The organism is Qipengyuania sp. GPGPB31 (assembly GCF_038396345.1).
Lineage (GTDB): Bacteria > Pseudomonadota > Alphaproteobacteria > Sphingomonadales > Sphingomonadaceae > Qipengyuania > Qipengyuania citrea.
In genome coordinates this window covers 1,143,275-1,167,780 of sequence record NZ_CP149572.1, presented here as the reverse complement: position 1 = coordinate 1,167,780, position 24,506 = coordinate 1,143,275, and the positions used below count along the sequence as shown (strand labels likewise).

Genomic DNA, 24,506 nt, shown 5'->3' with positions numbered 1-24,506 from the left:
CTCGAACGGTTTCCTGTTTTGCGGAGTGTGCTGTGCCGACCGATATGACCACCAACCTGATCTGGGCCGCGCTGCTCGGCTATCTGATCGGCTCGATTCCCTTCGGTCTGCTGCTGACCAAGGCGGCGGGCATGGGCGACGTGCGCCAGATCGGCAGTGGCAATATCGGCGCCACCAACGTGCTGCGGACCGGCAACAAGGGGCTCGCGGCGGGCACGCTGGTGCTCGACCTGCTCAAAGGCTTCGCGCCGGTCGCGGTTGCCGGCCATCTGTGGGGCGAAGTGGCGATGGCGTTTGCCGCCGGGGCCGCGGTGCTCGGTCACTGCTTCCCCGTCTGGCTCGGCTTCAAGGGCGGCAAGGGCGTGGCGACCAATGCCGGCGTGGCCTTCGGGCTCGCCTGGCCGCTGGGGCTGGCCTACGCCTTCGTCTGGCTCAGCGTTTTGGCGATCTTCCGTATCTCCTCGCTTGCCGGAATGGCTGCGGTGGTCGCGGCGGCGGCCGCCGCGCCGCTGTTCGGCTATCCGCAGTTCTTCCCCGTGCTCGGCGCGATCGCGCTGTTGATCATCTACCTCCACCGCGAAAATATCGCGCGGCTGGCCAGGGGCGAGGAGCCCCGCGTCGGCGGCAGCAAGGACACCGCCGGGGGATGACCGGCGCGGCGACCTCGGCCCTGTCGCAGGACGAGGCTTTCGCCCGCATCCGACTGCTGCGCTCGCCCAATATCGGCCCGGTGAGCTATGCCATGCTGCTGCAGCGTTTCGGCAGTGCGGTGCAGGCGCTCGAGGCGCTGCCCGATCTGGGCCGGCGCGGCGGGCGCCAGTACCGCGCCACCGCCGCCGAGACGGTGGAGCGCGAGGTCGAGGCAGTGCGCAAGGCGGGCGCGAAATACCTGTTCCACGACCAGCCCGATTACCCCGCGCTGCTCGGCCAGCTCGAAAGCGCGCCGCCGATCCTGATCTGGCGCGGCGATCTGGCGCTGGCCGCACGCCCCTGCGTCGCCATGGTCGGAGCGCGCAATGCCAGCGCGGCAGCGGTCAAGCTGGCGCGCGATTTCGCCAGCGGGCTGGCCGAGGCGGGTTTCACCGTGGTTTCGGGGCTGGCGCGCGGGATCGACGGCGCCGCGCATGAGGGCGCCTTTCCGCACACCGTGGGCGTGATCGCCAGTGGGATCGACATTGCCTATCCGCCGCAGCACGCCGATCTGCAGGAGCGGATCGCCAGCGAAGGGCTGCTGCTGGCCGAACAGCCGCCGGGCACCGAACCGCGTGGCAGCCATTTCCCCAGCCGCAACCGGATCATCGCCGGGCTGGCAGGCGGGACGCTGGTGGTGGAGGCGGCGGTCAAATCGGGCAGCCTCATCACCGCGCGGCTCGCGGGCGAGGCGGGGCGCGAGGTCATGGCGATCCCCGGCAGCCCGCTCGAGCCGCGCAGCCACGGCTGCAACCACCTCATCCGCGAAGGCGCGGTGCTGGTGCAGGAGCCGGGTGAAGTGGTCGAACTGCTGAGCACCTTCGCCGGCGAACCGCGCTCGACCTTCCGCGAACCCGCCAATGGCTTCGACTACACGCCCGAGGACATCGCTGCGGCCGAGCCCGCCGATATCGCCGCGCGGCTCACGACCGCACCGGTGGGGATCGACGAACTGATCCGCCAGTCGGGTGAAAGCGCCGCCGCGGTGCAGCTCGCGCTGCTCGAACTGGAGATCGCCGGTCGGCTCCAGCGCCATGCCGGGGGCCGCGTCAGCGTACGCTGACGGCATGCGCGGCCAAGTCGGTGCGGGCGGGCCTGGGCGTTTTGCCGCTTGACGCCTTCCGAACCCCGGTCCCATTTTCGCGCGTATACGCACGTACACACGTAAGGGACTGCCCACACCACCATGCAACTGGTCATCGTCGAATCGCCCGCGAAGGCGAAAACCATCGAGAAATATCTCGGCAAGGACTTCAAGGTTCTCGCCAGCTACGGTCACGTCCGCGACCTGCCGCCCAAGGACGGCAGCGTGCGCCCCGACGAAGGCTTCGCGATGGACTGGGAACTCTATCGCGACAAGCAGAAGCGCTTCAAGGAAATCAGCGACGCGTCGAAACAGGCCACCCGCCTCGTCCTCGCGACTGACCCTGACCGCGAAGGCGAGGCGATTTCGTGGCACGTCCAGGAACTGCTCAGGAAGCGCAAGACGCTGCCCGAGAAGGTCGACCGCGTGACGTTCAACGCTATCACCAAGCAGGCGGTGACCGAGGCGATGAAGACCCCGCGCGAGCTCGACCAGCCGCTGATCGACGCCTATCTGGCGCGCCGCGCGCTCGACTATCTCTATGGCTTCACGCTGTCGCCGGTGCTCTGGCGCCGCCTGCCCGGCGCGAAAAGCGCGGGCCGCGTGCAGTCGGTCGCGCTGCGGCTGATCGTCGGCCGCGAAATCGAGATCGAGCATTTCCGCGCCGACGAATACTGGTCGGTGATCGCCAAGCTGCAGCAGGACGGCAGCGAGTTCGACGCGCGGCTGGTCAAGTACGGCGGCAAGAAGCTCGACAAGCTCACGCTGGGCGATGAAGCCAGCGCCATGGCCGCCAAGGCGGCGGTCGAAGCGGGCAATTTCACGATCGAGGAGATCGAGACCAAGCCGTTCAAGCGCAATCCCGCGCCGCCGTTCACCACCTCGACGCTGCAACAGGAAGCCGCGCGCAAGCTGGGCTTCTCCGCGAGCCACACGATGCGGCTCGCGCAATCGCTCTATGAAGCGGGCGCGATCACCTACATGCGTACCGACGGCGTGCAGATGGATGGCAGCGCGATTTCGGAATGCCGCAAGGCGGTGTCCGATCGCTATGGCGGCCATGCGCTGCCCGAAAAGCCGCGCATCTACCAGTCGAAGGCCAAGAACGCGCAAGAAGCGCACGAAGCGATCCGGCCGACCGATTTCTCGCGCGACCGCGTGGGTTCGGGCGACGAGGGCAAGCTTTACGATCTGGTGTTCAAGCGCGCGATGGCCAGCCAGATGGCGGCCGCGCAGCTCGAGCGCACCACGGTCACGCTGCGCGAAGCCACCGGCCAGCACGAATTGCGCGCCACCGGCCAGGTGGTGAAATATCCGGGCTTCTTCGCGGTCTACCAGGAAGGCCGCGACGATGCCGATGACGACGAGGACGGCCTGCTTCCCGCGATGAGCAAGGGCGACAGCCCGCTCAAGCGCGGCGTTGACGCCAACCAGCACTTCACCCAGCCGCCGCCGCGTTTTTCCGAAGCGAGCCTGGTCAAGCGGCTCGAGGAGCTCGGCATCGGCCGCCCCTCGACCTATGCCAGCACCATCCAGACGCTGCGCGACCGTGCCTATGTGCGAATGGAGAAGAACCGCTTCTTCGCCGAGGAAAGCGGGCGACTGCTGACTGCTTTCCTCGAACGCTTCTTCCCGCAATATGTCGCCTTCGACTACACCGCCGGGCTCGAGGACGAGCTCGACACCGTCAGCGACGGGCGCGAGGACTGGAAGAAGCTGCTCGAGGCCTTCTGGCGCGACTTCAAGCCCAAGACCGAAGAGGTGATGGACAAGAAGCCTTCGGAAGTGACCGAGGTGCTCGACGAATTCCTGTCCGACTACCTGTTCCCCGAACGCGCCGACGGCAAGGACCCGCGCCATTGCCCGCTGTGCGAAACCGAAGGCCGCGAAGGCGGCCGGCTGGCGCTGCGCGGTGGCCGCTATGGCGCGTTCGTCGCCTGCGCCAATTACCCCGACTGCAAGTTCACCCGCCAGTTCGCCAAACCCGGCGGCGACGGCGATGACGGCGCCGATGACGGGGTGATGGGCGAGGATCCCGAAACCGGCCTGCCGGTCGAACGCAAGACGGGGCGCTTCGGCCCCTACATCCAGCTGGGCGAAGGCAAGGAAGCCAAGCGCGCGAGCATCCCCAAGGACCTCGACGATTTCGATCTCGAATGGGCCCTCAAGCTGCTCAGCCTGCCGCGCATCGTCGGCCAGCATCCCGAGACCGGCAAGGATATTGAAGCCGCGATAGGACGTTACGGCCCGTACCTGCGGCATGATGGCAAATACGCCAAGCTGCAGAGCACGCGCGACGTGTTCGACACCGGCATGAACGCGGCGGTCACGCTGCTTGCCGAAGCCGCCAATCGCAAGGGCGGCACGCGCGGCAAGGCTGAGCCGATCAAGACGCTGGGCGAACACCCGACCAGCGGCGGCGAGATGAAGGTGATGCCGGGCCGCTACGGCCCCTATGTCACCGATGGCACCACCAATGCCACGATCCCCAAGGACATGAAGCCCGAGGACGTCACCGAGGCGCAGGCGATCGAACTGATCGATGCGCGCGCCGCCAAGGGCCCGGCAAAAAAGAAGAAGGCCGCGCCCAAGAAGAAGGCGGCAGCGAAGAAGAAGCCCGCCGCCAAGAAGGCCCCCGCGAAGAAGAAGGCCCCGGCCAAAAAGGCAGCTACCAAGAAGGCGGAGGCCGGTTGATGGCGAAGGAGCGCTTCGAACGCCACAAGCAGCCGTGGAAGTCCGAGGAAGCGGGGCAATTGCGGCTGCTCGCGGGCAAGGGCAAGGGCCTCAGGGAAATCGCCAAGGCGATCGGCCGCAGCGAGGAATCGACCAAGGACTTCGCCAAGAAGAACAAGATCGAGATCCTGAAGAAGCGGTAGGGGACCGCCCGATCAGAGGCGCACGTAACCCGCGGCGAGGGTTGCCGCCAGCGCCACCATGCTGGCGCCCAGCGCCCATGCCGCGGGGCGGGCCTCGCGTCCGCCATAGGCAAGCGTGACACCCAGTTTCACGCTCATATTGGCAAGGATCGTTCCCGCGATGGCAAGCGCGGCGAGCCGGGGGCGATGGTGCCCGGCTCCAGCCCGCCGGCGGTTACGATGGCGGCATCGACGTCCATGCTGCCCATCAGCAGCAGCAGGACTGCGATCCCTTCCTCGCCGAAGCGCGTTTCGGCCCAGCGCGCGGCGACCGCAGCCACGGCCACGAAGGCGACGAAGGTCAGCGCGGGCAGCATGGCGATCGGATTGCCGGGCGGGGCGGGGCCAGTGGTTGCGGGCGCCGCTCGGTAGAGCCACAGCGCCGCAGCGAAGCCCGCCAGCAGCGCCGGGGCGACGAGGATCGCGAAATCGGCCAGCAGGCTCGTTGCCAGCACCGCGACCAGGATGATCACCCGCAGATACATGACCGCGCTGGCCAGCGCGATGCCCGCGTTCTCCGCACCGTGCCCGGCGCCTGCGCCAAGCCGCTGGGCGAAGGAATGCGTCACCGCGGTGGAACTGTAGGCGCCGCCGATGACGGCGGTCGCAATGGTCCCGCGGCGCGCGCCGAACAGGCGGTTGGCGACATAGCCGGCGAAGGAAAAGCCGGTGACGATGATGACCACCAGCCACAAGGTGCGCGGCTCCCACGCGTCGTAGGGGCCGTAGCGCCCTTCGGGCAGGAAGGGGAACACCGCCAGCGCGATCACCGCATAACGCGTGAAGGCCTTGATATCGGCTTCGTCGAGCGCGCCGACCCAGCGGTGGACTTCGGTGCGCAGCGCTAGGATCAGCGTGACCACCGCCGCGCCCGCAACCGCGAGTGCCTCCTCGCCGATCCCGGCCAGGAACCCGAGGCCCAGCGTGACCATCGCGGCGATGGCGCTGGTCGCATCGGGCCGGCCGCTGTCGAGCACCGCGCGTGAATAGCCGATCGCGACGATGGCGGTGGCCGCTGCAACCAGGAGACCCGAGGCCGCTGCGAAGCCGTGGCCCGCGATGATTCCCGCGACGCCTGCCGCGGCGCCCAGCAGGGTGAATGTGCGAATCCCGGCAACCCGCATGCCGGGGGTTTCGTCACGCAGCTTCCATCCCCGTTCGATCCCCACCAGCAGCCCGGCCGCGAGCGCGGCAGCCATCTGGGGGAGGGAATCGATCGCGAACATCTGCTGGATGAAGAGCTCCTAGCTCTTCCAGTCCAATCCCATTTCCTCGAACATTTCCTTGTCCTCGCTCCAGCGTTCGTCGGTCTTCACGTGGAGGAACAGGTGGACCTTCTGGCCGAGCAGTTCGCTCAGCTCCTCGCGCGCGGCCTGGCCGATCGCCTTGATCCGGCTGCCACCCTTGCCGAGCACGATCATCCGCTGGTTGTCGCGCATCACCACGATCTGCTGGTGGATCTCGACGCTGCCGTCCTTGCGCTGGATGTATTTCTCGGGCCGCACCGCGCTGTCGTAGGGCAGTTCCTCGTGCAGCTGCTGGTACAGCTGCTCGCGCGTGATTTCGGTGGCGAGCAGGCGTTCGCTGGCATCGCTGACCTGGTCTTCGGGATACATCCACGCGCCTTCGGGCATCATGGCAGCCAGCGCGTCCTTCATCTCGTCCACTCCGTCGCCGGTCAGCGCAGAGACGAAATAGACCGTCTCGAATCCGACCTTTCCGGTCAGCTCCTGCGCCAGCGCCAGCAGCGGTTCCTTCTTCGCCCGGTCGACCTTGTTGAGCACGAGGATCTTGCGTTCGGGCCGCGCGGCGATCTGTTCGAGCAGCGGTTCCAGCTCGTGCCGCCGCTGCTTGAGCGGATCGACCAGCAGCAGCAGCGCATCGGCCGCCTCAGCGCCTTCCCAGGCAGCGCTGACCATCGCCCGGTCGAGCCGCCGCTTGGGCGCGAAGATGCCCGGCGTGTCGACGAGGATCATCTGTGTGTCGCCGTGCAGCGCGATGCCCATCATCCGCGCCCGCGTGGTCTGCGCCTTGGCGCTGGTGATCGCGACCTTCTGGCCGACCAGCTGGTTGACCAGCGTGCTCTTGCCCGCATTGGGCGCACCCAGCACTGCGACCACGCCGCATTTGGTTCTTTCCTGCGTCACCCGAATGTCTCCATGAATATGCGTGCCGCCTGTTTTTCGGCTTCCTGCTTGCTGCCCGCGGTGCCTTCGGCCTCGCCGACCTTGTGGACTTTCACCCGCACGGTGAAGCGCGCCGCGTGATCGGGGCCCGACCGCTCGATCAGCTCGTATTCGGGCGGGCGCCGCTGATTGCCCGCGGCCCATTCCTGCAACGCGCTCTTGGGGTGTTTCGACTTGCCCGCGCCGCTTTCCAGCGCCGGACGCCACAGCAGGCGCACGACGTCGCGCGCCGCGGCGAAGCCGTTGTCGAGGAATTGCGCGCCGAGCAGCGCTTCCATCACGTCGCCGAGGATGTTGTCGCTGTCGCGGCCGCCATCGCTGCTCGCCTGGCGCGAGATCCGGATATGCGGCGCCAACCCGATGCCGCGCGCCACCTGCGCGCACATCGCCCGGCTGACGATCGCGTTGAGCCGCTGCGCCAACTTGCCCTCGGGCGCTTCGCTTTGCGCATAGAGCCAGTCGGCGATCGCGAGGCCGAGCACGCGGTCGCCGAGGAATTCGAGCCGCTCGTAATCGCGCGTTTCGCCCATGCTGCCATGCGTCAGCGCGGCGAACCACAGCGCCTCGTCCTGCACGGTGAAGCCCGTGCGGGTCAGCCAGTCGCGGGCATCCGGGTCGAGCGCGCTCATATGTCGGCCCCGATCCGGTCCCAGCGCGCGGCGGTGAACCAGGTCCACGGCAGCAGCCATTCGGCGCTGCCGTCGGTCGACCACAGTACGCGGCTGGCGCGGCCCACCAGCAGGTCGGTATCGACCAGTCCGACGCCACCGTCGCGCACGGCCGGGAAGCGGCTGTCGAGCGAATTGTCGCGGTTGTCGCCCATCACGAACAGCTGGCCTGCGGGAACCACGATCGGCGCGGCATTGTCGGGGTCGATGCGCAGCGGGTTGCCGCGTTCGTCGGTGGCGACACCGCGCGCGCCATCGCTGAGGAAGCGCGGCCCGACGGTGCCGAAATCGATCGTCAGGTAGCTTTTGCCCGACGGCAGGGTCTCGCGGAACTGGCGGTAGCGGCAGGTGGTCCCGCCATCGACCACGACCCCGCCATCGCTGCGGCAGGCGGTGTTGGGGCCCATCGCGATATCGGCGGCGCCCGCGGGCTGCTTGGGCAGCGGCGCGCCGTTAAGGATCACGCGGCCGTTTTCCAGCGCCAGCGTATCGCCGGGCAGCCCGATCACGCGCTTGACGTAATCCGCGCCGGTCACCGGATGCTTGAAGATGACGACATCGCCGCGGTCGGGCAGGCTGGCGAAGATGCGCCCGTCGAACAGCGCCGGTTCGCCCGGCAGCGACAGGTTGGAAAAGCCGTAGGGCCATTTCGCCGCGACCAGGTAATCGCCATTGCGCAGGTTCGGCAGCATGCTTTCGCTGGGAATGGTGAAGGGCGAGAAGATGAAGCTGCGGAAGATCAGCACCGCGATCACCAGTTTGGTGACGAACCACAGGAAACTGCCAAGGCTTTCCTTTTTCTCGGTCTCGCCCGGGCCGGCGGCAGGCGTAGCGGTATCCAGCGTTTGCTGTGTCATGCGGGGTTCTCAATCATTGCCGAGTTCCCTAGTCGCAGGAGCGCAGCCATCAAAGGATTTTTGCCCGCCATGACCACCGCCGCCCAGCTCTGGACCCGCCTGGAAACCCTGCCGCGCCCGACACTGGGCGAATTGTTCAGCGCCGCGCGCGATGGCGGCGAAGGCGCTGACGAGCCCGGCGGCGCCGACCGGGTCGCGATGCTCTCGGGCCGGATCGAGCTCGAGGAGGGCGGGATCCTGTTCGACTGGTCGAAGACGCATCTCGACCGCGCCGTGGTCGCGGGCTTCGAAGAGCTGGCCGAGGCGATGGACTTCGCCGGCATGCGCGCAAAGTTGTTCGCCGGCGAAGTGGTCAACCCGACCGAAGGCCGCGCCGCCGACCACGCGACGCTGCGCGGCACGGGCGAAGGCGCCAAGGTCGAGGAGGCGATGGCGCTGATCGACCGCATGGGCATGCTGGTCGAGGCGATCCACCAGGGCGCGCTGGGCGAGATCGAGCACCTGATCCACATCGGGATCGGCGGCAGTGCACTCGGCCCCGCGCTGGGGGTCGACGCGCTCGGCCGCGACCTCAGCTATTGCGACGTCCATGTCGTCTCCAACATCGACGGGGTCGCGCTCGAGGCAGCCTTCGCGAAATGCGACCCGGCCAAGACGCTGATCGCGGTGGCGAGCAAGACCTTCACCACCATCGAGACCATGACCAATGCCGCCAGCGCGCTCAAATGGCTGGGTGACAATGGCGTCTCCGACCCCGGTGGGCGCGTCATCGCGCTGACTGCCAATCCCGAAGGCGCGGTCGAATGGGGCGTCGACGAAACGCGCATCCTGCCGTTCCAGGAAAGCGTCGGCGGGCGCTATTCGATCTGGTCCTCGATCGGCTTTCCGATCGCCATGGCGGTGGGGATGGACGATTTCCGCGCCATGCTCGCAGGCGCCAAGGCAGTGGACGAACATTTCCGCGACACCGACGGCGCGGCCAACCTCGTGCTGCGCGCGGCCTTTGCCGATCTCTACTACACCCGCGTGCGCGGCTGCCAGACCCGCGCGGTGTTCGCCTATGACGAACGGCTGGGGCTGTTCCCCGACTACCTCCAGCAGCTCGAGATGGAATCGAACGGCAAGCGCGTCACTGCCGACATGCAGCCGGTCGATGGCCCGACCGCGCCGATCACCTGGGGCGGGGTGGGTACCGATGCGCAGCACGCAGTGTTCCAGCTGCTCCACCAGGGCACGCATCTGGTGCCGGTCGATTTCATCGCCAGCATCGCCCCGGGCGACGAGCTCGACCCCGCGCACCACCGCATCCTGCTGATGAACTGCTTTGCGCAAGGCGCGGCGCTGATGGCGGGCAAGCAGGGCGAGGACCCCGCTCGCAATTACCCCGGAGACCGCCCCAGCGCGACGATCCTGTGCGACGACCTCGACGCCGCCGCACTGGGCGCGCTGATCGCCTTCCACGAACACCGCGTCTTCGCCAGCGCGGTGTTGATGGGGATCAATCCCTTCGACCAGTTCGGGGTCGAACTGGGCAAGCAGATGGCCAAGGCGATCGAACAGGGCGGCGAGGCGTTCGATGCAAGCACCGAGGCGCTGCTGGATGCCGCTGGGTTGGGGTGAGCAACTTCAAACCAGCACGAAATACATCACAGCCAACGCGCCCATCACCACTGTGCCCGTCAGGCTCAGCGCCTTGATTGCGGTGCTTGGCCTCGCGTCGGTGGGCAGTTCGCAGCGCGTCACAACGAGGTAGTTCAGCAGCGCGAGCAGCGGCGCGACCACGAAGGTGGCGCTGGTCACGAAGTCGAGGAAGCTCGTGAACGCGCCCATCGCGGTGAACAGCACTAAGATCGACAGTCCGGCCAGCGCCAGCGTGCTTAGTACATATTGCGTGCGCGTGCCGCTCTGCTGTTCCGCGCCGCGCAGGACTTGGATCGCGGCGGGCAGGGTGCGGGCATAGGCGTCGATCGCGGCGATCACCGTGGTCAGCATCACCGAGAGCGCGGCCACGGCGGCCAGCGCTGCGGCGGTCGGCCCGAGCGCTTCGCGGTAGAGGTTCACCAGCTGGCCCGCGAAGCCCGGCGCATCGGACAGCGGGGCGATATCCTGTGCATGCATCACGCCCGCGCCCATGATGCAGAAGCACAGCGCCATCAGCGTGGTCATGACATAGGGCCACAGGAAGCTGCTGCGCGCCTGCGCTAACGTGGGATGTGCGCCTGTGGGCAAAGTGCGGTCGGCTTCCACCTTCCACAGCGACAGAGCGACCGAGACGTCGAGCGGGTTGGGCATGAAGCCCGCCAGCGCGACGATGAACAGCAGCGCGGCGGTCTGCCGCGTCCAGCCGAAATCGGTCAGCGTCGCCCATTCGACGCGCGGCAGGACCATGATGGTGGCCGCCACCGTCGCGATGACGAGGAAGGCGAGCAGCACGCCGTTGACCCGGTCGAGCAGCCGGTACCCGCCGGCGAAGAGCAGCGCGGAGGCGAGCGCGATCACCAGCGATCCCATGACCGGCAGCGGCAGCAGCGGGCCGAACACGGCAGCGAAGATTCCTGCCGTCGCTGCGCCCAGCGCGGCATAGACGATCGGTACCAGCGGGATCACGGCGACGAGGAACAGCCACACCGCCCATGGGCCCAGCTCGCGATAGCCGGACAGCAGCGAACGCCCGCGTGCATGTGCGTAATCGACGCCGAAGCGGTAGGCGGGATATTTGAGCAAGGTCGAGAGCACGATCACGCCCAGCAGGGCGACCCCGAACATCGCACCCGCGCGGGTCGATTGCACGAGATGCGAAGTACCGATGGCAGAACCGGTAAAGATCAGGCCGGGGCCCGCCAGACGGCGCAGGATCGCGTTTCTCATCTTATATCCCCAAGGCTCCGCAAGGCGCGGACGATGCTTCCGAAATTGCCGGTCACGCAAGCGAAATGATCGTTCGTTCTTGCGAAACAAATTGACATTCCGCGCCTTTGCGCCCATCTGCACTCCATCGAAGCGCGCTAGCCAGCGTGAAGCGGCGATCGGTTTACAGCGATTGCCCCGGCCGCGCCTCGGTTCCTTTTTCCAGACTTCCCTATTCACGCGGGTGGTTTCAAACCCCGCGACCGCGCCCGGATTCCGTCATGGAACGCTGAGCGCGCCGCATTACGAATGCGAGTTTTCATGACACAGTTTTCCGATCTTGGGCTGTCGCAGCCCGTCCTTCAGGCGCTTGACCTCAAGGGCTATTCCACTCCCACACCGATCCAGGAAGGGGCGATCCCGCCCGTTCTCGAAGGGCGCGACCTGATGGGTATCGCGCAGACCGGCACCGGCAAGACCGCCGCCTTCATGCTGCCCAGCATCGACCGGCTGCGCGAAGCCGACAAGCAGACGCCGTTCAAATCCTGCCGCATGCTAGTGCTCGCCCCGACGCGTGAACTGGCTGGCCAGATCGCCCAGAGCGCGAAGGATTACGGCGCGCTGGCGGGCCTCAAGGTCCATTCGATCGTCGGTGGCACCTCGGTCAACAAGGACCGCAACAAGCTTCACCGCGGCACCGACATCCTCGTTGCCACGCCCGGCCGGCTGCTCGATCTGATCGACCAGAAGGCCTTCACGCTCGACAAGGTGGAAGTGCTGGTGCTCGACGAGGCCGACCAGATGCTCGACCTCGGCTTCATCCACGCGCTGCGCCGGATCAGCCAGCTGGTCCCCGAAGACCGCCAGACGCTGTTCTTCAGCGCCACCATGCCCAAGCAGATCCAGGAACTGGTCGGCAAATACTGCCGCAACCCGGTCAAGGTCTCGGTCACGCCCGAAAGCACCACTGCCGAACGCATCGACCAGTATCTCTTCATGGTGCAGCAGGACGAGAAGCAGACGCTGCTCGAGATGATCCTGTCCGAACGCCACCAGGTGCCGGGCAAGTTCGAGCGCGTGCTGATCTTCGCGCGCACCAAGCATGGCTGCGACCGGGTGGTAAAGAAGCTGGCGCAGGTCGGCATTCCCGCCAACGCCATCCACGGCAACAAGAGCCAGCCGCAGCGCGAACGCGCGCTCGACGAGTTCAAGCGCGCCAAGACGCCGATCCTGATCGCGACCGATGTCGCCGCGCGCGGGATCGACATCCCCGGCGTGAGCCATGTGATCAATTACGAACTGCCCAACGTGCCCGAGCAATACGTCCACCGCATCGGCCGGACCGCGCGCGCGGGCAAGGATGGCATCGCGATCGCCTTCTGCGCCGAGGACGAGCGCGATTACCTCAAGGACATCCGCAAGAAGACCGATGCCGAGTTCGAACGCCTGCCGCTGCCGGACAATTTCCGCGCGGTCGTCGAAGGCGTCGGCCCGACCAAGCGTGCGGCCCCCGGCCAGCGTATGGCCAAGCCCAAGGTTCGCCCCACCGGCGACGCGGCGAAGCGGGCCAAGCCCAAGGACAAGCATCCCGCCCGCAAGGGCCGTCCCAGCGGCGCAGGCGGTCCGGGCGGCGGCGGAAACGCCGGTGCCGGCAGGCCCGGCGGTGGCCGCAGCCGCAATCGCCGGCGCAGCAGCGCCGCACGCGGCTAACTGTCAGGGGCGGGGCCGGTCGTTTCCGGCTCCGCTTCCCCGTTCATCAGCCGCAGCCGCGCAAAGGCTGCGGGCTGGTGGTCGGCCAGCCATTCGAGCATCCCTTCGCGGATGTCGCAGCGCAGGTCGAACAGCGTGGGCGAATCCTTCGCGCTCATCAGCAGCCGCACCTCGATCGCATCGCGCTTCGTGTCGGTCACCTGCACCACCTGCACGCGGCCGTCCCAGCGCGGATTGTCCGCGATCTGGCGTTCGAATTCGGCGCGGATCGGGGCGATCCGGGTCGCCGGGTCGAGATAGAGCATCACCGAACCCAGCAGCTGCGCGGTTTTCTTGGTCCAGTTCTCGAACGCGCCCTCGAGGAATTGCGATGTCGGCACGATCAGCCGCCGCTCGTCCCAGACCTTGACCACCACATAGGTCGTGCGGATGTCCTCGATCCGCCCCCATTCGCCTTCGACGATCACCACGTCGTCGATATTGATCGGCTCGGTCAGCGCCATCTGAACGCCCGCGATCAGCGATTTGAGCGCGGGCTGCGCCGCCGCGCCCACCGCGAGGCCGGCCAGGCCCGCCGAGGCGACCAGGGTCACCCCGATATCGCGCACGCCGGGGATCGACAGCAGCACCAGCCCGACGGTCACGAAAATGATGATGAAGGTCGCGATGCGGCTGAGCATCGTCAGCTTGGTGCGCTGGCGCCGGGCAGAGAGATTGTCCTCCACCGAGATATCCGCGCGCAGCTTCATCGCCTCGATCAGCGCCTGCAAAATCGCCAGCGCGATCCACCCGATCACCGCGGGCATGACAAAGCCGGCGACGCGTTCCCACACCGTCTCGAAGGCGGGAATCTCGCGCGCGGTCAGCACCAGCGCCAGCGCCACCAGCGCAAAGCGCGTGGGCATGGCGAGCCGCCGCACCAGCATCTCGTCCGCCTCGCTCCGCGTGCGCCCAACGACGCGGCGGAGCAGGCGGAACACCACCCAGTGCAGAAGCAGCGCGGCCAGCGTCGCGGCCACGGCCAGCGCCAGCAGATTCCATGGATGCGGCAGGATCGCCGTCCCGCGGGCGGCGTAATCGGCAAGCGTATCGGTCATGCGGTCTCCCGTTGGATGCATGCGGACAGGGCCGGCATCCCCTCCCAGGGACTTGCCCTTCCAACCCCGGTTCCCGCCGCGCGGTTCCCGCTTGCCTCTTGTGCCGCTGCGCGCGAGGCCCCAAGTGCGGCGCGCATTCACAACGGAGACAGGCTTTGGCGTCAGCACCCACCGGCGAGTACGATTTCGACCTTTTCACCATCGGCGCCGGTTCGGGCGGGGTGCGCGCCAGCCGCGTGGCGGCCGCGCACGGCGCGAAGGTGGCCGTGGCCGAGGAACACCGCGTCGGCGGGACCTGCGTCATCCGCGGTTGCGTGCCTAAGAAGATGCTCGTCTACGGCGCGCATTTCGCCGAAGACCTGAAGGACGCGCGCAATTTCGGCTGGTCGACCGAGAATGCGACCTTCGACTGGATCACGCTGCGCGACAATGTGCTGAAGGATGTCGAGCGGATCGAGGGCGCCTATACCAACACGCTCGAAAGCCACGAGGTGACGATCTTCAAGGAACGCGCCGAGATCACCGGCCCGCATGAGATCACGCTGGCGAGCGGCAAGGTCGTGACCGCGAAAACCATCTTGATCGCCACCGGTGCGCGCCCGCGTATGCCCGAATGCCAGGGCGCCGAACATGCGATCAGTTCGAACGAGGCGTTCCATCTCGACGAATTGCCAAAGAAGATCATCATCGCGGGCGGCGGCTATATCGCCAATGAATTCGCCGGCATCTTCAACGAGTTCGGCAGCGAAGTTCACATCGTCAATCGCGGCGACCGGTTGTTGCGCAGCTATGACGAGGCGGTGCGCGACCGGCTGCTGCAGATCTCGACGATGAAGGGAATCCAGTTCCGCTTCAACACCACCTTCGAATACATCAAGCCGTGTTCGGAAGGCGGCTATTTCGTGAAAATGTCCGATTGCGACGAGGAGAAGGCCGATCTGGTCATGTTCGCGGTCGGCCGCGTGCCAAACACCGAGGGGCTCGGCCTCGAGAATGCCGGCGTCGAACTGGGCGAGGGCGGCGAGGTCAAGGTCGACCGCTTCAGCAAGACCAATGTCGATCACATCTATGCCGTCGGCGACGTGACCGACCGCGTGCAGCTGACCCCGGTCGCGATCCGCGAGGGCCAGGCCTTTGCCGACAGCGTGTTCGGCGACGGCGACCCGGTGGCGGTCGACCACAGCTGCATCCCCAGCGCGGTGTTCAGCCACCCGCCGATCGCCGCGGTCGGCATGACCGAGGGCGAGGCCAAGAACCAGCTCGGCAGCGTGAAGGTCTATCTGTCGGACTTCCGCCCGATGAAGAACGTGCTTGCCGGGCGCAACGAACGCAGCCTGATCAAGATGATCTGCGACGGCGACAGCGGGCGCATCGTCGGCATCCACATGATCGCCCCCGAAGCGCCCGAGATGATGCAGGCTGCCGCGATCGCGGTGAAGGCCGGGCTGACCAAGGAAGACTTCGACGCCACCACCGCAATCCATCCGACCATGGCGGAGGAACTGGTGCTGATGCGCTAGGGCGCGGCGCCTTCCGCCTCGATCAACAGCACCCAGTCTTCGCCATCGCCCGAGGACGGCGGTACGAAGGACTGGATGCCCTGGCTCTGTTCGCTGCGGAAGCGGTAGGTCGCGCCGTAGCGCGGGTCGAACCAAGACTGCGTGTGCATCCCCCCGTCCAGCGCGCCGAGGTCGATGGTGAAGGGTGCGCCGCGCGGCGAATAGGCGATGATCCGCTGCCCGTCCGCCGCCCGCGCCAGCCGCACCTTGGCGGCGCCATGCCGTGGCCCGTCGAGGATCAGGTCCTGCCGCGGTTCGAGTGTGGCGAAGTCCTGCGCTTCCATGAAGCGGCGCAGCAATCCCATCTGGCGCGCCCCCGGATCGTCGATCGCATCGGACCATGGCCGGTTCGCGCCGATCGCGGGATCGCGCCCCGGTGCCCACATCTGCCACACATTGTTATTGCCATAGGTGTGCCCCGCCGCCCCTGCGAGCACTGCCCACCATGCCGCCTGCCGGGCATCGTCATCGTCGAAGCGCAGCCGCGGGTCGTGGCCATGGTTGTAGAAGCCGACCGGAATGCCTTCATACCGCGGTTCGCCGTCGATCACGGGGCGGCGCGGGGTCAGCGCGCGGTCGTGCTCGACATAGAGCCCCGTATCGAGATCGCGCGCCGCATGCGACGACTGGTTCATGTAGAAATCGAGCCAGTCCGCATCGCGCACCTGCGCCGATGAGAGCCCCGGGCCGCGGGGGTGGAAAGTGATCAGATGCCGGCCGCCGTCGACCTCGCGCAGGCCGCGCGCCATCGCGTCGATGATCGCGCGTTCATCGGCGGTGCGCACGTTCGAATCGCCGCCGAGGATCCAGATCACCCCCGCATCGCGGTAGCGTTGCCCGAGGAACCGCCCATAGGCATGCGCGCTGGCCGGCGTGAAAATCTGCGTGTCCCCATCACGCCAGTACCGCCCCCACGAAGGCAGCAGGCCCACGGTCAGCCCCAGCGCATTGGCACGCGCCACCACATGGTCAATATGCGCGAAATAGGCCTCGTTGGGCTGCGCCGGATCGCGCACGATCAGCGGCAGGTCGCCATAGGCATTGGGTTCGTCCAGGCCGCGCAGTTCGGCCAGCGCCACCGCCTGGATCACGGTGAACCCCTTGTCCGCGCGGTCCCGCAGATAGATTTCGGCCTCCTCGCGCGTCAGCCGGTGAAACAGCGCCCAGGCGGTATCGCCGAGGTAGAAGAACGGCTTGCCCTCGCTGGTCTGCAGGTGACGCCCGCCGGGGGCGATTTCGAGCGTGGGCCGGGGGTGTGCCGCCGTGGCCGGACCGCCGACCGCGGCAGCGACCCCGGCCAGCACCAGCGCCGCCGCCGCCGCGCGCCGTATCGATTTCGGATATGCGAATGTCGTCATGCTGTCCTCCCCGCCCGGCTCGCCACCACATGGTAACCGGTGTCATAAAGCCTGTTCGGGCACTGCCGCAAGCTGAAAAACGGGCGGCTGCGGCATGGTCACGACTGGGGATGGGACGGCGGGACGTCGGCGTGGTACGGTGCGCCATCGCGCGGCGCAGGCATGTCCGCTTTGCAGGAGTACAGCATATGACCACCGCACCCGATGCTTTCCGCATCCGCGAGGCCGTCGCCTATTTCGACGCCAGCACGGATCTCGAGGAAGCGATCGACGAGCTGCTCAGCTCGGGTTTCGACCGCGCGGAAATCAGCCTGCTGGCGACCGAGAGGGCGGTCGAGGACCAGCTCGGTCACCGCTATCACAAGGTTGCCGAGCTGGAGGACGATCCCGCCGTGCCGCGCGCGATCTACATTCCCAGGGAAGCGATCGGCGAGGCGCAGGGCGCACTGGTCGCCACGCCGCTCTACCTGGCGGCGATGACCGCGATCGGCGGTATCGTGGCCTCGGGTGGCTCGCTGCTGGCAGTGATCGTCGGCGCGGCGGTTGCAGGCGGGGCAGGGGGCGCGCTGGGCGCCGGGGTGGCCCGATTGGTGGGTGACCGGCACGCCGAAAACCTGCAGAACCAGCTTGAACATGGCGGGCTGCTGCTCTGGGTGCGCACCTGGGACAGCGGCGACGAACAACGCGCGGTCGACATCCTGACGAAGCATTCGGGTCACGATGTCCATGTGCATGGCTCGCCGCAGAACTGACCGTATGATGGGAGAATTACAGTGATTGCGAAGATGGTGGCACTCGGGCTCGCAGGGTTTACCGGATACGCGCTGTTCAAGCGCAAGGACGCATCCCGCAATGCTGCCTTTGCGGAAGACCAGCCGCATAATTTCCATACCGACGTGCGCGATGCCGGTCCCGGCGCTATGCGCGACCCGGAGGCGCGCGAATGGACCGAGACCGACGAGGATCTCGACGAAAGCTTCCCCGCCAGCGATCCGCCGGGTGGCTATTGATCCGCGCGGGGCATGACCGGGTGAATTGAATGGCGGCCAGGCTCGTCCAGATCTATCTGCCCGAAGACCGGGTACGCGATCTGGAGGTGATCCTCGATCGCCACACGCGCCGGTTCTGGCGGGAAACCGTGCCCGGGGCGCAGGAAAAATACACCTGCATCGTCCAGCAACGCTATACCGAACGCCTGCTCGCCGATCTGGACGAAGCCTTCGCAGACCTGCCCAACTTCTCCGCGCTCGTGTCCGAGCTGCAGGCGGTCCTTCCGATGGTCGAAGAAACGCCGGTCACCGAATTGCCGCTGTCGCCCGACCTGCCGACCCCCACGCGGATCGAGCGGTTCTTCAGCCGAGACCGGCTCAGCACCGATGAACTCTACGACGACATCGAGGAAAGCCTGCATCCCGGGCCCGCCTATTTGCTGACGGTGACGCTGTCGGCGATCATCGCCGGCCTGGGGATGCGCAGCGGGCAGGCCGCGGTGGTCATCGGCGCAATGATCATCGCGCCGCTGCTCGGGCCGACGATGGGGTTGGCGCTGGCGGCCACGGTCGGCAATTGGAAGCTGGGCCGGCAGGCGGCCGCGACGCTCGCCATCGGCTGCGTCCTCGCAGTGCTCGCGGGTGTCGTCCTCGGCATGACGGTGGCAATCGATCCGCTGGTGCCCGAATTGAAGAACCGCACGCTGGTCCAGCCCGCCGATATCGCGCTGGCGCTGGCCTGCGGTGCCGCGGGCGTGCTGGCGTTCAGTCGCGGCGCCTCGCTTGCGCTGGTCGGAGTGATGATCGCCGTCGCGCTGGTTCCGCCCCTGACCGCAGCAGGCATCTATACCGGTGCGGGCATTCCCGAAGCGGGCGCCAACGCGCTGTTCCTGTTCACCGTCAACCTCGTCTGCGTCAATGTCGCGGGGATCGCGATGTTCTTGATCCAGGGCCTGCCGCCGACCAGCTGGCGGATGACCAGCGGGATCATGCTGGTGTGGGTGGTGCTGCTGATCCTGCTGATGTCGATGATGGCGGGGCGGATTTTCCTCGGCTTCGGCTCGTGGGACTTCGTTATGGACTACCTGACCGCCAGCCGCTGAACGGTGGGGATTGCCGCCGCGGTAGCGCCCGGCGGCTGCGCTGCGCCCGTGCGGCACACCTGCCCGGGGGACCTGGCAGCGGACCAATAAACCTAGGCCCGGCGGATTTCCCTGCTATCGGTGCGGGATGACACCACGTCTCCATCCCCGGGAAGAAGAACGGCTGCGCGAGCTGCGCCGCTACAATATCCTCGACACCGAGCGTGAACGCGATTTCGACGATCTGGTCGAGATCGCGTCGCAGATCTGCGAGGTCCCGGTTTCGGTCGTCAATTTCATCGACGAGGGCCGGCAGTGGTTCAAGGCCGAGGTCGGGCTGGGCGTGCGCTCCACCCCGATCGAAACCAGCCTGTGCGGGCATGTGATCCTCGAAGGCGATTTCGTCGAGATCCCCGACACGCTGAAAGACGAGCGCATGGCCGACAACCCGCTGTGCACCGAGGACCCCGGTTTCCGGTTCTACGCCGGCGCGGTGCTGCGCACCGAGAAGGGGCTGCCGCTGGGGACGCTGTGCGTGCTCGATCACAAGCCGCGCACGCTCACGCCGCACCAGCGCCGCGTGCTCGAGGTGTTGTCCAAGCACGTGATGCGCGAACTCGAACTCCGGCTTGCGCTGGCGCAGGAACAGACGCTCCGGCGCGAGGTCGACCACCGGGTCAAGAATTCGCTTGCCTCGATCGGGGCGCTGCTGTCGATGAAGGCGCAGCGGGCAACCGATGAAGCGGTGCAGACCGCGCTCGAAGACGCCAGCATCCGTATCCGCTCGCTCTCATCGCTGCATGCCGAACTGCACGATCTGGCGCAGGGCGAGCGGGTGGAGCTGCGCTCGCTGTTCGAACGAATCGAACGCGATTTGCGCCAGCTGCTGCCCGACGGGATCAGGCTGGTGATCGAGGTCGGCGACGACCGCGTCTCGCCCAGCCTCGCCAATGCGCTGCTGCTGATCGTGAACGAATTCGTGTCGAACAGCGTCAAGCACGGGCTGCAGGACCGCAGCGGATCGATCGCCATCGCCATCCGCGTGGGCGACGACGGCTGGTCGATCGCCTGCAGCGACGATGGCAGCGCCACCGGTGCGGATGCCGAACGCGCGGCGCTGGCCAAGGGGCTGGGCACGCGTGTTATCCAATCGCTCGCCTCATCCTTCGGCGTGACGCCCGACTGGAGCGCAAACGGGTCGGGGATGCACCTGAGGATCGACGCTGCAGCCTAGGCGGGCTGCTATGCCGGCGGCGTTCGGAGGCGTTCCACTGCCAGCATCGCGCGGGTCACGCCCACCGCGCGCAGCTCCTCGGGCCACGGCCCGCCGGTCGCGGCCGCTTCCACGGCCAGCGCCATGGCGGGCGAGGTCTGCAGGCCGAACCCGCCCTGTCCCGCCAGCCAGAAGAAACCCGGCGCTTGCCGGTCGAAGCCCGCCACGGGCAGCCGGTCGGGGGCAAAGCTCCTGAGACCCGCCCATTTGCTCGCCAGCTGCCGGATTGTCAGCGTGGTGGCCTGTTCGACATTCCACGCCGCCAGCGCGACGTCTTCCTCTTCGGGCTGCGCGTCGCAGGGCGCGCTCGGGCCTTCCTCCATCGGGCTGGCGAGCAGCCGGCCATTGCCCTCGGGCTCGAGATAGAAGCCGGGGCCCACGGTCTTGGTGAAGGGCCAGTCGCGCACCGCGTGCTCGGTGTCGAAAGTGATCACCGTGCGCCGCAGCGGGGTGATCCCCAGCGGCGCGATACCGCCCAGCGCCGCGACCGGGTCGGCCCAGGCGCCCGCGGCATTGACCACCACGCGTGCGCTGTAGCTTGCCCCCGGCGTATCGGCAGTCCAGCGCTCGCCCGCGCGCGCCAGCCCCTCCACCGGGACGCCGTTCGCCAGCTTGCCGCCGCGCGCCAGCAGCTCCTTGCGATGCGCCTCGAGCATGGCATGCGCGTCGAGCTTGCGTGCATGCCGGTCGAGCAGCGCGCCGCTGATGGCGCCGTCGCCCTCGCGCAGCACCGGGGTGAACGCGCGCGCCTCGGCGGGGGTCAGTCGTTCGACGCGCGGCTCCCAGTCCCGGTAATTGGCTTCCAGCCTGTCGAGCGCCGCTTCCTGTCCTTCAAGCGCGATGAACAGCGCGGGATGCGGCGTTGCCCCGGGTTCGGCCAGCAGCGGCATGCTCGCCGCGGTCAGCGCGCGCACCAGCCAGGCGTCCATGTCGAAATGCGCGAAGGCGGCGCTGCGGCCCGAGGAATGCACACCGGGCGCGGTTTCGGCCTCGACCACCTGCGTGGTCCCGTGCCGTGCCAGCCGCGCAGCGGCGGACAGCCCCGCGATCCCGGCGCCCACCACGAGGAAATCGACCTGTTCCATAGCGACTCCGTTGCCCGCTGCGGCCATTCTGCCTAGTCTCGCGCCTAGCAAAACAGCGGGGGCGCAGACAGATGGCAATGACGATCCTGGTGACCGGGGGCACCGGCTATATCGGCGGCGAGGTGATCGAGCAGCTGCTGGCGCGCGGACACAGCGTCCACACCACGGTCCGCGATGCCGCGAAGAGCGAACCGCGGCTGCGCGCGCGCTGGAGCGATGCGGGTGAGCGGCTGAAGGTGTTCCAGGCCGATCTGCTCGACGATGCCGGCTGGGCCGAGGCCAATGCCGGCTGCGACGCGGTGGCGCATGTCGCCTCGCCGTTTCCGCTGGCGACGCCCCGGGACAAGGACGAGCTGGTGGTGCCCGCGCGCGAAGGCACGCTGCGCGCGCTCGATTTCGCGCACCGCGCGGGCATCACACGCTTCGTCCAGACCAGCAGCGCGGCCGCGATCGCCTATGGCCAGCCGGACAAGGACCATTTCACCCATCTCGACTGGACCGACCTGACCGCCGGCGTGCCGCCCTATATCGAGAGCAAGACCGTGGCCGAACGCGCCGCGCGCGACTGGGTCGCGATGCACGCGCCGGGCATGGCATTCTGCTCGATCAATCCGGTGGCGGTGTTCGGTCCCGTCCATGACGACGACCTGTCGACCAGCGTCGCGATGGTGAAGAAGATCATCGACGGTTCGATCCCGCTGCTGCCCGACATGGGAATCTGCGTGACCGACGTGCGCGATGTGGCCGAAGCGCATGTCCGCGCGCTCGAGGCCCCGGCACAGCAGGTTCGCGGCGAGCGTTTCCCGACCAGCCAGAAATTCCTCTGGCTGCGCGAAATGGCGGCGATCATCCGCCAGCGCGTGCCCGAGCATGCGGGCAGGGTGCCGAGACGCGGCATGCCCAACTGGCTGGTGCACATGCTTGCGCCCTTCATGGACGAAATGAAGCAGGTGCGCGGCGAGCTCGGCAATGTCCGCGACGTTTCCGGTCGCCACACCGAAGAGGTGCTCGGCTTCACCTTCATCGCCGCCGAACAGACGCTGGAGGACACCGTGCGGAGCCTCGTGGCAAAGGGCATCGTCACGCACTGACGGGGGCATTGCATTGCCAGTCCGCCGGGGCTTCGGCACAAGACGCATGAAACGAATCGTTGACGGGAAATTGACATGAACATGCTGGCGTCGCGCGGGCAGCTGCGCGCAAGTTTCCTTCGCTGGGCGCTCTTCACCGTGCCGCTCTGCGTGCTGCTCGGCTTTCTGTCCGGCCAGCTGGGCAGCCCCGACACCGCTTGGTTCCAGTCGCTCGTCAAGCCCGGCATCTATCCCGAACCCAAGTGGTTCGGCATCGTCTGGACGATCCTCTATGTCATGATCGGCTTCGCGCTGGCTCTGGTCGCCTCGGCATGGGGCGCGCGCGGCCGCACTGCGGCGCTGTGGGTCTTCGCCGTGCATTTCGCACTCAACCTCGCGTGGAGCTATGTCTTCTTCGGCGCCCAGCAGATCAGCGGCGCGCTGGCACTGCTGGTGGCGATCGTGCTGACGCTGCTGGTGGTGATCGCGCTGTTCTGGCGCGTCCGCCGGCTCGCCGCGGTGCTGCTGCTGCCCTATCTCGCCTGGGTCTGCTTCGCCACCGCGCTGAATTACCAGTTCCTCCAGCTCAATCCGCAAGCCGATGGCGGCACGCCGGAAGGCGCGGTCGAGCGGGTGAGGATCTAGTTTTTGCTTTTCGCACCGACATCCGTCGGTGCATCCTCGGGGCTGTTCCTTCGCTTCGCTACGGGCCCCTGCGGGCGCGCGGTCGCGCTTGCCGTTCGCTGGTCGCGAACGGGACTCGCTCGTTACCATAGCGGGTCGCACTGGTCCCGAGCCGCAGGCGAGGCAAGGGCGACCGCCCGCCCGCAGTGGAATCGAAGCGACAGCTGAGATGGCTGAAAGCCACCCGACCTTCAGGTCGCATGAGCGAGGATAGCCTAAGGCCGCGGACGCGGCCGCCGGCGCTTGAGGCTAGACAAAAGCAGCATCCCGTCCCATCTGAACCCTATGCAGAGCCAGAATCCCCTGATCGCCGATTTCGTCAAACTCGCCAATTCGGCAGCCGGTACGCTGGCCGGCATGGGGCGCGAGGCCCGCGACGCCGCGCGCGAACGCGCCAAGGAAAGCTTCGGCGGGATGGACTTCGTCACCCGCGAGGAATTCGACGCGGTGAAGACGATGGCCAGCAAGGCGCGCACCGAAGCGGAAGACCTCAAGGCCCGCGTCGCAGCGCTGGAAGCCAAGATCAAGTGACCGTCGCCCCTGCGCAGGCAGGGGCCCAACTGACGTCGCAGTCCGCGATAGAACGCTCCATAAGTCGACTTCGCCGTCTTCGCAGGATCGATGCGAGCGGCTAAGGCCGCCCCATGCAGCTTTCCGCTCCCGCCATCCTGCTTGCCGCGCGTGCGCATGGCGAGACCGCGGTCATTGCGCGGATGCTGACCGAGCAGCATGGCATGGTCGCCGCTTATGTCGCAGGCGGGCGCGGGCGGCAGCTGCGGCCGGTGGTGATCCCCGGCAATATCGTCCAGGCGGAAATCCGCGCGAAGTCGGATAGCCAGCTGCCCTTCGCCCGGCTCGAACTGGTCGCCAGCCGCGGGCCGTGGCTGGGCGAGCCGCTGGCGGCTTCGGCGATCAACTGGGTCACCGCGCTCACTGCGAGCGCGCTGCCCGAGCGCAATCCCTATCCCACGCTCCATTCCGCGCTCGGCGGCTTGCTCGATGCGATCTGTTCTGCCGACAGCGCACGGCAGTGGGTCGAGGCGCTGGCGGTCTATGAAGCGCTGCTGCTGCGCGAGCTGGGCTATGGCGGCCAGCGGCCCGCGATAGCCGGCCTCGGGCAGGCCTTGGAAATTCTTGATCGGCAGGAGCCGCTGATCGCGCGCTATTTGCTTGCCGACACCCGCGCCGACGTGATGGGCGCGCGAACGCTGCTGCGCCAGCGACTGGAACGGATGGTTTAGCCGCGTTCAAGAATGGTTCGTCGCCCCGGCCCATGCAGGGGCTTAGACACTGTCCGTTGAGCGCCCCAAGGGGCAGAAAGGCTCCTGCGCAGGAGCGACGAGGCTGGAGAA

Annotated in this window: 24 protein-coding genes; 15 read left to right on the top strand and 9 right to left on the bottom strand. The window is 67.4% G+C overall.

Annotated elements, in window-relative coordinates:
• Positions 1-44: 44 nt before the first annotated feature.
• The 4 genes from plsY to WKH79_RS05960 all read left to right on the top strand — a co-directional run bounded on the left by plsY (position 45) and on the right by WKH79_RS05960 (position 4,650).
• Complete coding sequence (gene plsY / locus WKH79_RS05975; RefSeq protein WP_341859903.1) at positions 45-650, top strand: glycerol-3-phosphate 1-O-acyltransferase PlsY; 606 nt, start codon at positions 45-47, stop codon at positions 648-650.
• Positions 647-1,753: a DNA-processing protein DprA gene (gene dprA, locus WKH79_RS05970; protein ID WP_341859902.1), complete on the top strand. Its 1,107-nt coding sequence runs from the start codon at positions 647-649 to the stop codon at positions 1,751-1,753. The genes plsY and dprA overlap by 4 nt, the downstream gene beginning before the upstream one ends.
• Before the next feature lie 123 nt (positions 1,754-1,876).
• Complete coding sequence (gene topA / locus WKH79_RS05965; RefSeq protein WP_341859901.1) at positions 1,877-4,468, top strand: type I DNA topoisomerase; 2,592 nt, start codon at positions 1,877-1,879, stop codon at positions 4,466-4,468.
• A complete protein-coding gene (locus WKH79_RS05960; protein WP_050599265.1) occupies positions 4,468-4,650 on the top strand; it encodes a hypothetical protein in 183 nt (60 codons plus the stop codon). Before topA ends, WKH79_RS05960 begins: the two co-directional genes overlap by 1 nt.
• Positions 4,651-4,662: 12 nt before the next feature.
• On the opposite strand, the gene WKH79_RS05955 is transcribed toward WKH79_RS05960, so the two are convergent.
• From WKH79_RS05955 to lepB, 5 genes are read right to left on the bottom strand one after another with little or no spacing between them, the layout of a single operon-like run.
• On the bottom strand, positions 4,663-4,788 hold the full coding sequence (locus WKH79_RS05955) for a hypothetical protein (RefSeq protein ID WP_341859900.1): 126 nt from the start codon (positions 4,786-4,788) through the stop codon (positions 4,663-4,665).
• Positions 4,785-5,915 carry a DUF4010 domain-containing protein gene (locus tag WKH79_RS05950; protein ID WP_341859899.1) on the bottom strand — a complete coding sequence of 377 codons (1,131 nt, stop codon included), beginning with the start codon at positions 5,913-5,915 and terminating at the stop codon, positions 4,785-4,787. The genes WKH79_RS05955 and WKH79_RS05950 overlap by 4 nt, the downstream gene beginning before the upstream one ends.
• Positions 5,916-5,933: 18 nt before the next feature.
• Complete coding sequence (gene era, locus WKH79_RS05945; RefSeq protein ID WP_341859898.1) at positions 5,934-6,836, bottom strand: GTPase Era; 903 nt, start codon at positions 6,834-6,836, stop codon at positions 5,934-5,936.
• Entirely contained in the window at positions 6,833-7,504 is a 672-nt protein-coding gene (gene rnc / locus WKH79_RS05940; protein WP_050599274.1) for a ribonuclease III, read from the bottom strand. Before rnc ends, era begins: the two co-directional genes overlap by 4 nt.
• A complete protein-coding gene (lepB, locus tag WKH79_RS05935; protein WP_341859897.1) occupies positions 7,501-8,400 on the bottom strand; it encodes a signal peptidase I in 900 nt (299 codons plus the stop codon). The genes rnc and lepB overlap by 4 nt, the downstream gene beginning before the upstream one ends.
• A 69-nt stretch (positions 8,401-8,469) precedes the next feature.
• Here lepB and pgi point away from each other — a divergent pair, with 69 nt between their 5' ends.
• Positions 8,470-10,020, top strand: a complete 1,551-nt coding sequence (pgi, locus tag WKH79_RS05930) for a glucose-6-phosphate isomerase (RefSeq protein WP_341859896.1) — start codon at positions 8,470-8,472, stop codon at positions 10,018-10,020.
• 6 nt (positions 10,021-10,026) lie between these two features.
• On the opposite strand, the gene WKH79_RS05925 is transcribed toward pgi, so the two are convergent.
• Positions 10,027-11,268: a hypothetical protein gene (locus WKH79_RS05925; protein ID WP_341859895.1), complete on the bottom strand. Its 1,242-nt coding sequence runs from the start codon at positions 11,266-11,268 to the stop codon at positions 10,027-10,029.
• A gap of 300 nt (positions 11,269-11,568) precedes the next feature.
• On the opposite strand from WKH79_RS05925, the gene WKH79_RS05920 reads away from it, so the two are divergent.
• The gene (locus WKH79_RS05920) at positions 11,569-12,957 is read left to right on the top strand and encodes a DEAD/DEAH box helicase (protein ID WP_063506879.1); all 1,389 of its coding nucleotides are present in this window, start codon (positions 11,569-11,571) and stop codon (positions 12,955-12,957) included.
• Here WKH79_RS05920 and WKH79_RS05915 read toward each other — a convergent pair.
• Entirely contained in the window at positions 12,954-14,054 is a 1,101-nt protein-coding gene (locus WKH79_RS05915) for a mechanosensitive ion channel domain-containing protein (RefSeq protein WP_341859894.1), read from the bottom strand. The two genes, WKH79_RS05920 and WKH79_RS05915, sit on opposite strands and share 4 nt — an antisense overlap.
• 155 nt (positions 14,055-14,209) lie before the next feature.
• On the opposite strand from WKH79_RS05915, the gene gorA reads away from it, so the two are divergent.
• A complete protein-coding gene (gene gorA, locus WKH79_RS05910; RefSeq protein ID WP_341859893.1) occupies positions 14,210-15,574 on the top strand; it encodes a glutathione-disulfide reductase in 1,365 nt (454 codons plus the stop codon).
• On the opposite strand, the gene WKH79_RS05905 is transcribed toward gorA, so the two are convergent.
• Positions 15,571-16,971 carry a glycoside hydrolase family 140 protein gene (locus WKH79_RS05905; RefSeq protein WP_341859892.1) on the bottom strand — a complete coding sequence of 467 codons (1,401 nt, stop codon included), beginning with the start codon at positions 16,969-16,971 and terminating at the stop codon, positions 15,571-15,573. The genes gorA and WKH79_RS05905 overlap by 4 nt on opposite strands.
• A gap of 188 nt (positions 16,972-17,159) precedes the next feature.
• Between WKH79_RS05905 and WKH79_RS05900 the strand changes: the two genes are divergently transcribed.
• From WKH79_RS05900 to WKH79_RS05885, 4 genes are all read left to right on the top strand, one after another.
• Positions 17,160-17,723: a hypothetical protein gene (locus WKH79_RS05900; protein ID WP_230833712.1), complete on the top strand. Its 564-nt coding sequence runs from the start codon at positions 17,160-17,162 to the stop codon at positions 17,721-17,723.
• 36 nt (positions 17,724-17,759) lie between these two features.
• Positions 17,760-17,981, top strand: coding sequence for a hypothetical protein (locus WKH79_RS05895; RefSeq protein WP_341859891.1), 222 nt, complete (start codon positions 17,760-17,762; stop codon positions 17,979-17,981).
• A gap of 29 nt (positions 17,982-18,010) precedes the next feature.
• Complete coding sequence (locus WKH79_RS05890; protein ID WP_341859890.1) at positions 18,011-19,063, top strand: TIGR00341 family protein; 1,053 nt, start codon at positions 18,011-18,013, stop codon at positions 19,061-19,063.
• Between the two features lie 127 nt (positions 19,064-19,190).
• Positions 19,191-20,276, top strand: coding sequence for a histidine kinase dimerization/phosphoacceptor domain -containing protein (locus WKH79_RS05885; protein ID WP_341859889.1), 1,086 nt, complete (start codon positions 19,191-19,193; stop codon positions 20,274-20,276).
• Positions 20,277-20,284: 8 nt separating this feature from the next.
• Here the strand turns inward: WKH79_RS05885 and WKH79_RS05880 are convergent, their stop codons facing one another.
• Entirely contained in the window at positions 20,285-21,400 is a 1,116-nt protein-coding gene (locus tag WKH79_RS05880) for an FAD-dependent oxidoreductase (protein ID WP_341859888.1), read from the bottom strand.
• Positions 21,401-21,471: 71 nt separating this feature from the next.
• On the opposite strand from WKH79_RS05880, the gene WKH79_RS05875 reads away from it, so the two are divergent.
• The 4 genes from WKH79_RS05875 to WKH79_RS05860 all read left to right on the top strand — a co-directional run bounded on the left by WKH79_RS05875 (position 21,472) and on the right by WKH79_RS05860 (position 24,395).
• Entirely contained in the window at positions 21,472-22,491 is a 1,020-nt protein-coding gene (locus tag WKH79_RS05875) for an NAD-dependent epimerase/dehydratase family protein (RefSeq protein ID WP_341859887.1), read from the top strand.
• A 75-nt stretch (positions 22,492-22,566) separates the two neighbouring features.
• Complete coding sequence (locus WKH79_RS05870; protein WP_050599250.1) at positions 22,567-23,115, top strand: TspO/MBR family protein; 549 nt, start codon at positions 22,567-22,569, stop codon at positions 23,113-23,115.
• A gap of 324 nt (positions 23,116-23,439) precedes the next feature.
• Entirely contained in the window at positions 23,440-23,685 is a 246-nt protein-coding gene (locus WKH79_RS05865) for an accessory factor UbiK family protein (protein WP_050599249.1), read from the top strand.
• Between the two features lie 113 nt (positions 23,686-23,798).
• On the top strand, positions 23,799-24,395 hold the full coding sequence (locus WKH79_RS05860) for a recombination protein O N-terminal domain-containing protein (protein WP_160766602.1): 597 nt from the start codon (positions 23,799-23,801) through the stop codon (positions 24,393-24,395).
• Positions 24,396-24,506: the final 111 nt, after the last annotated feature.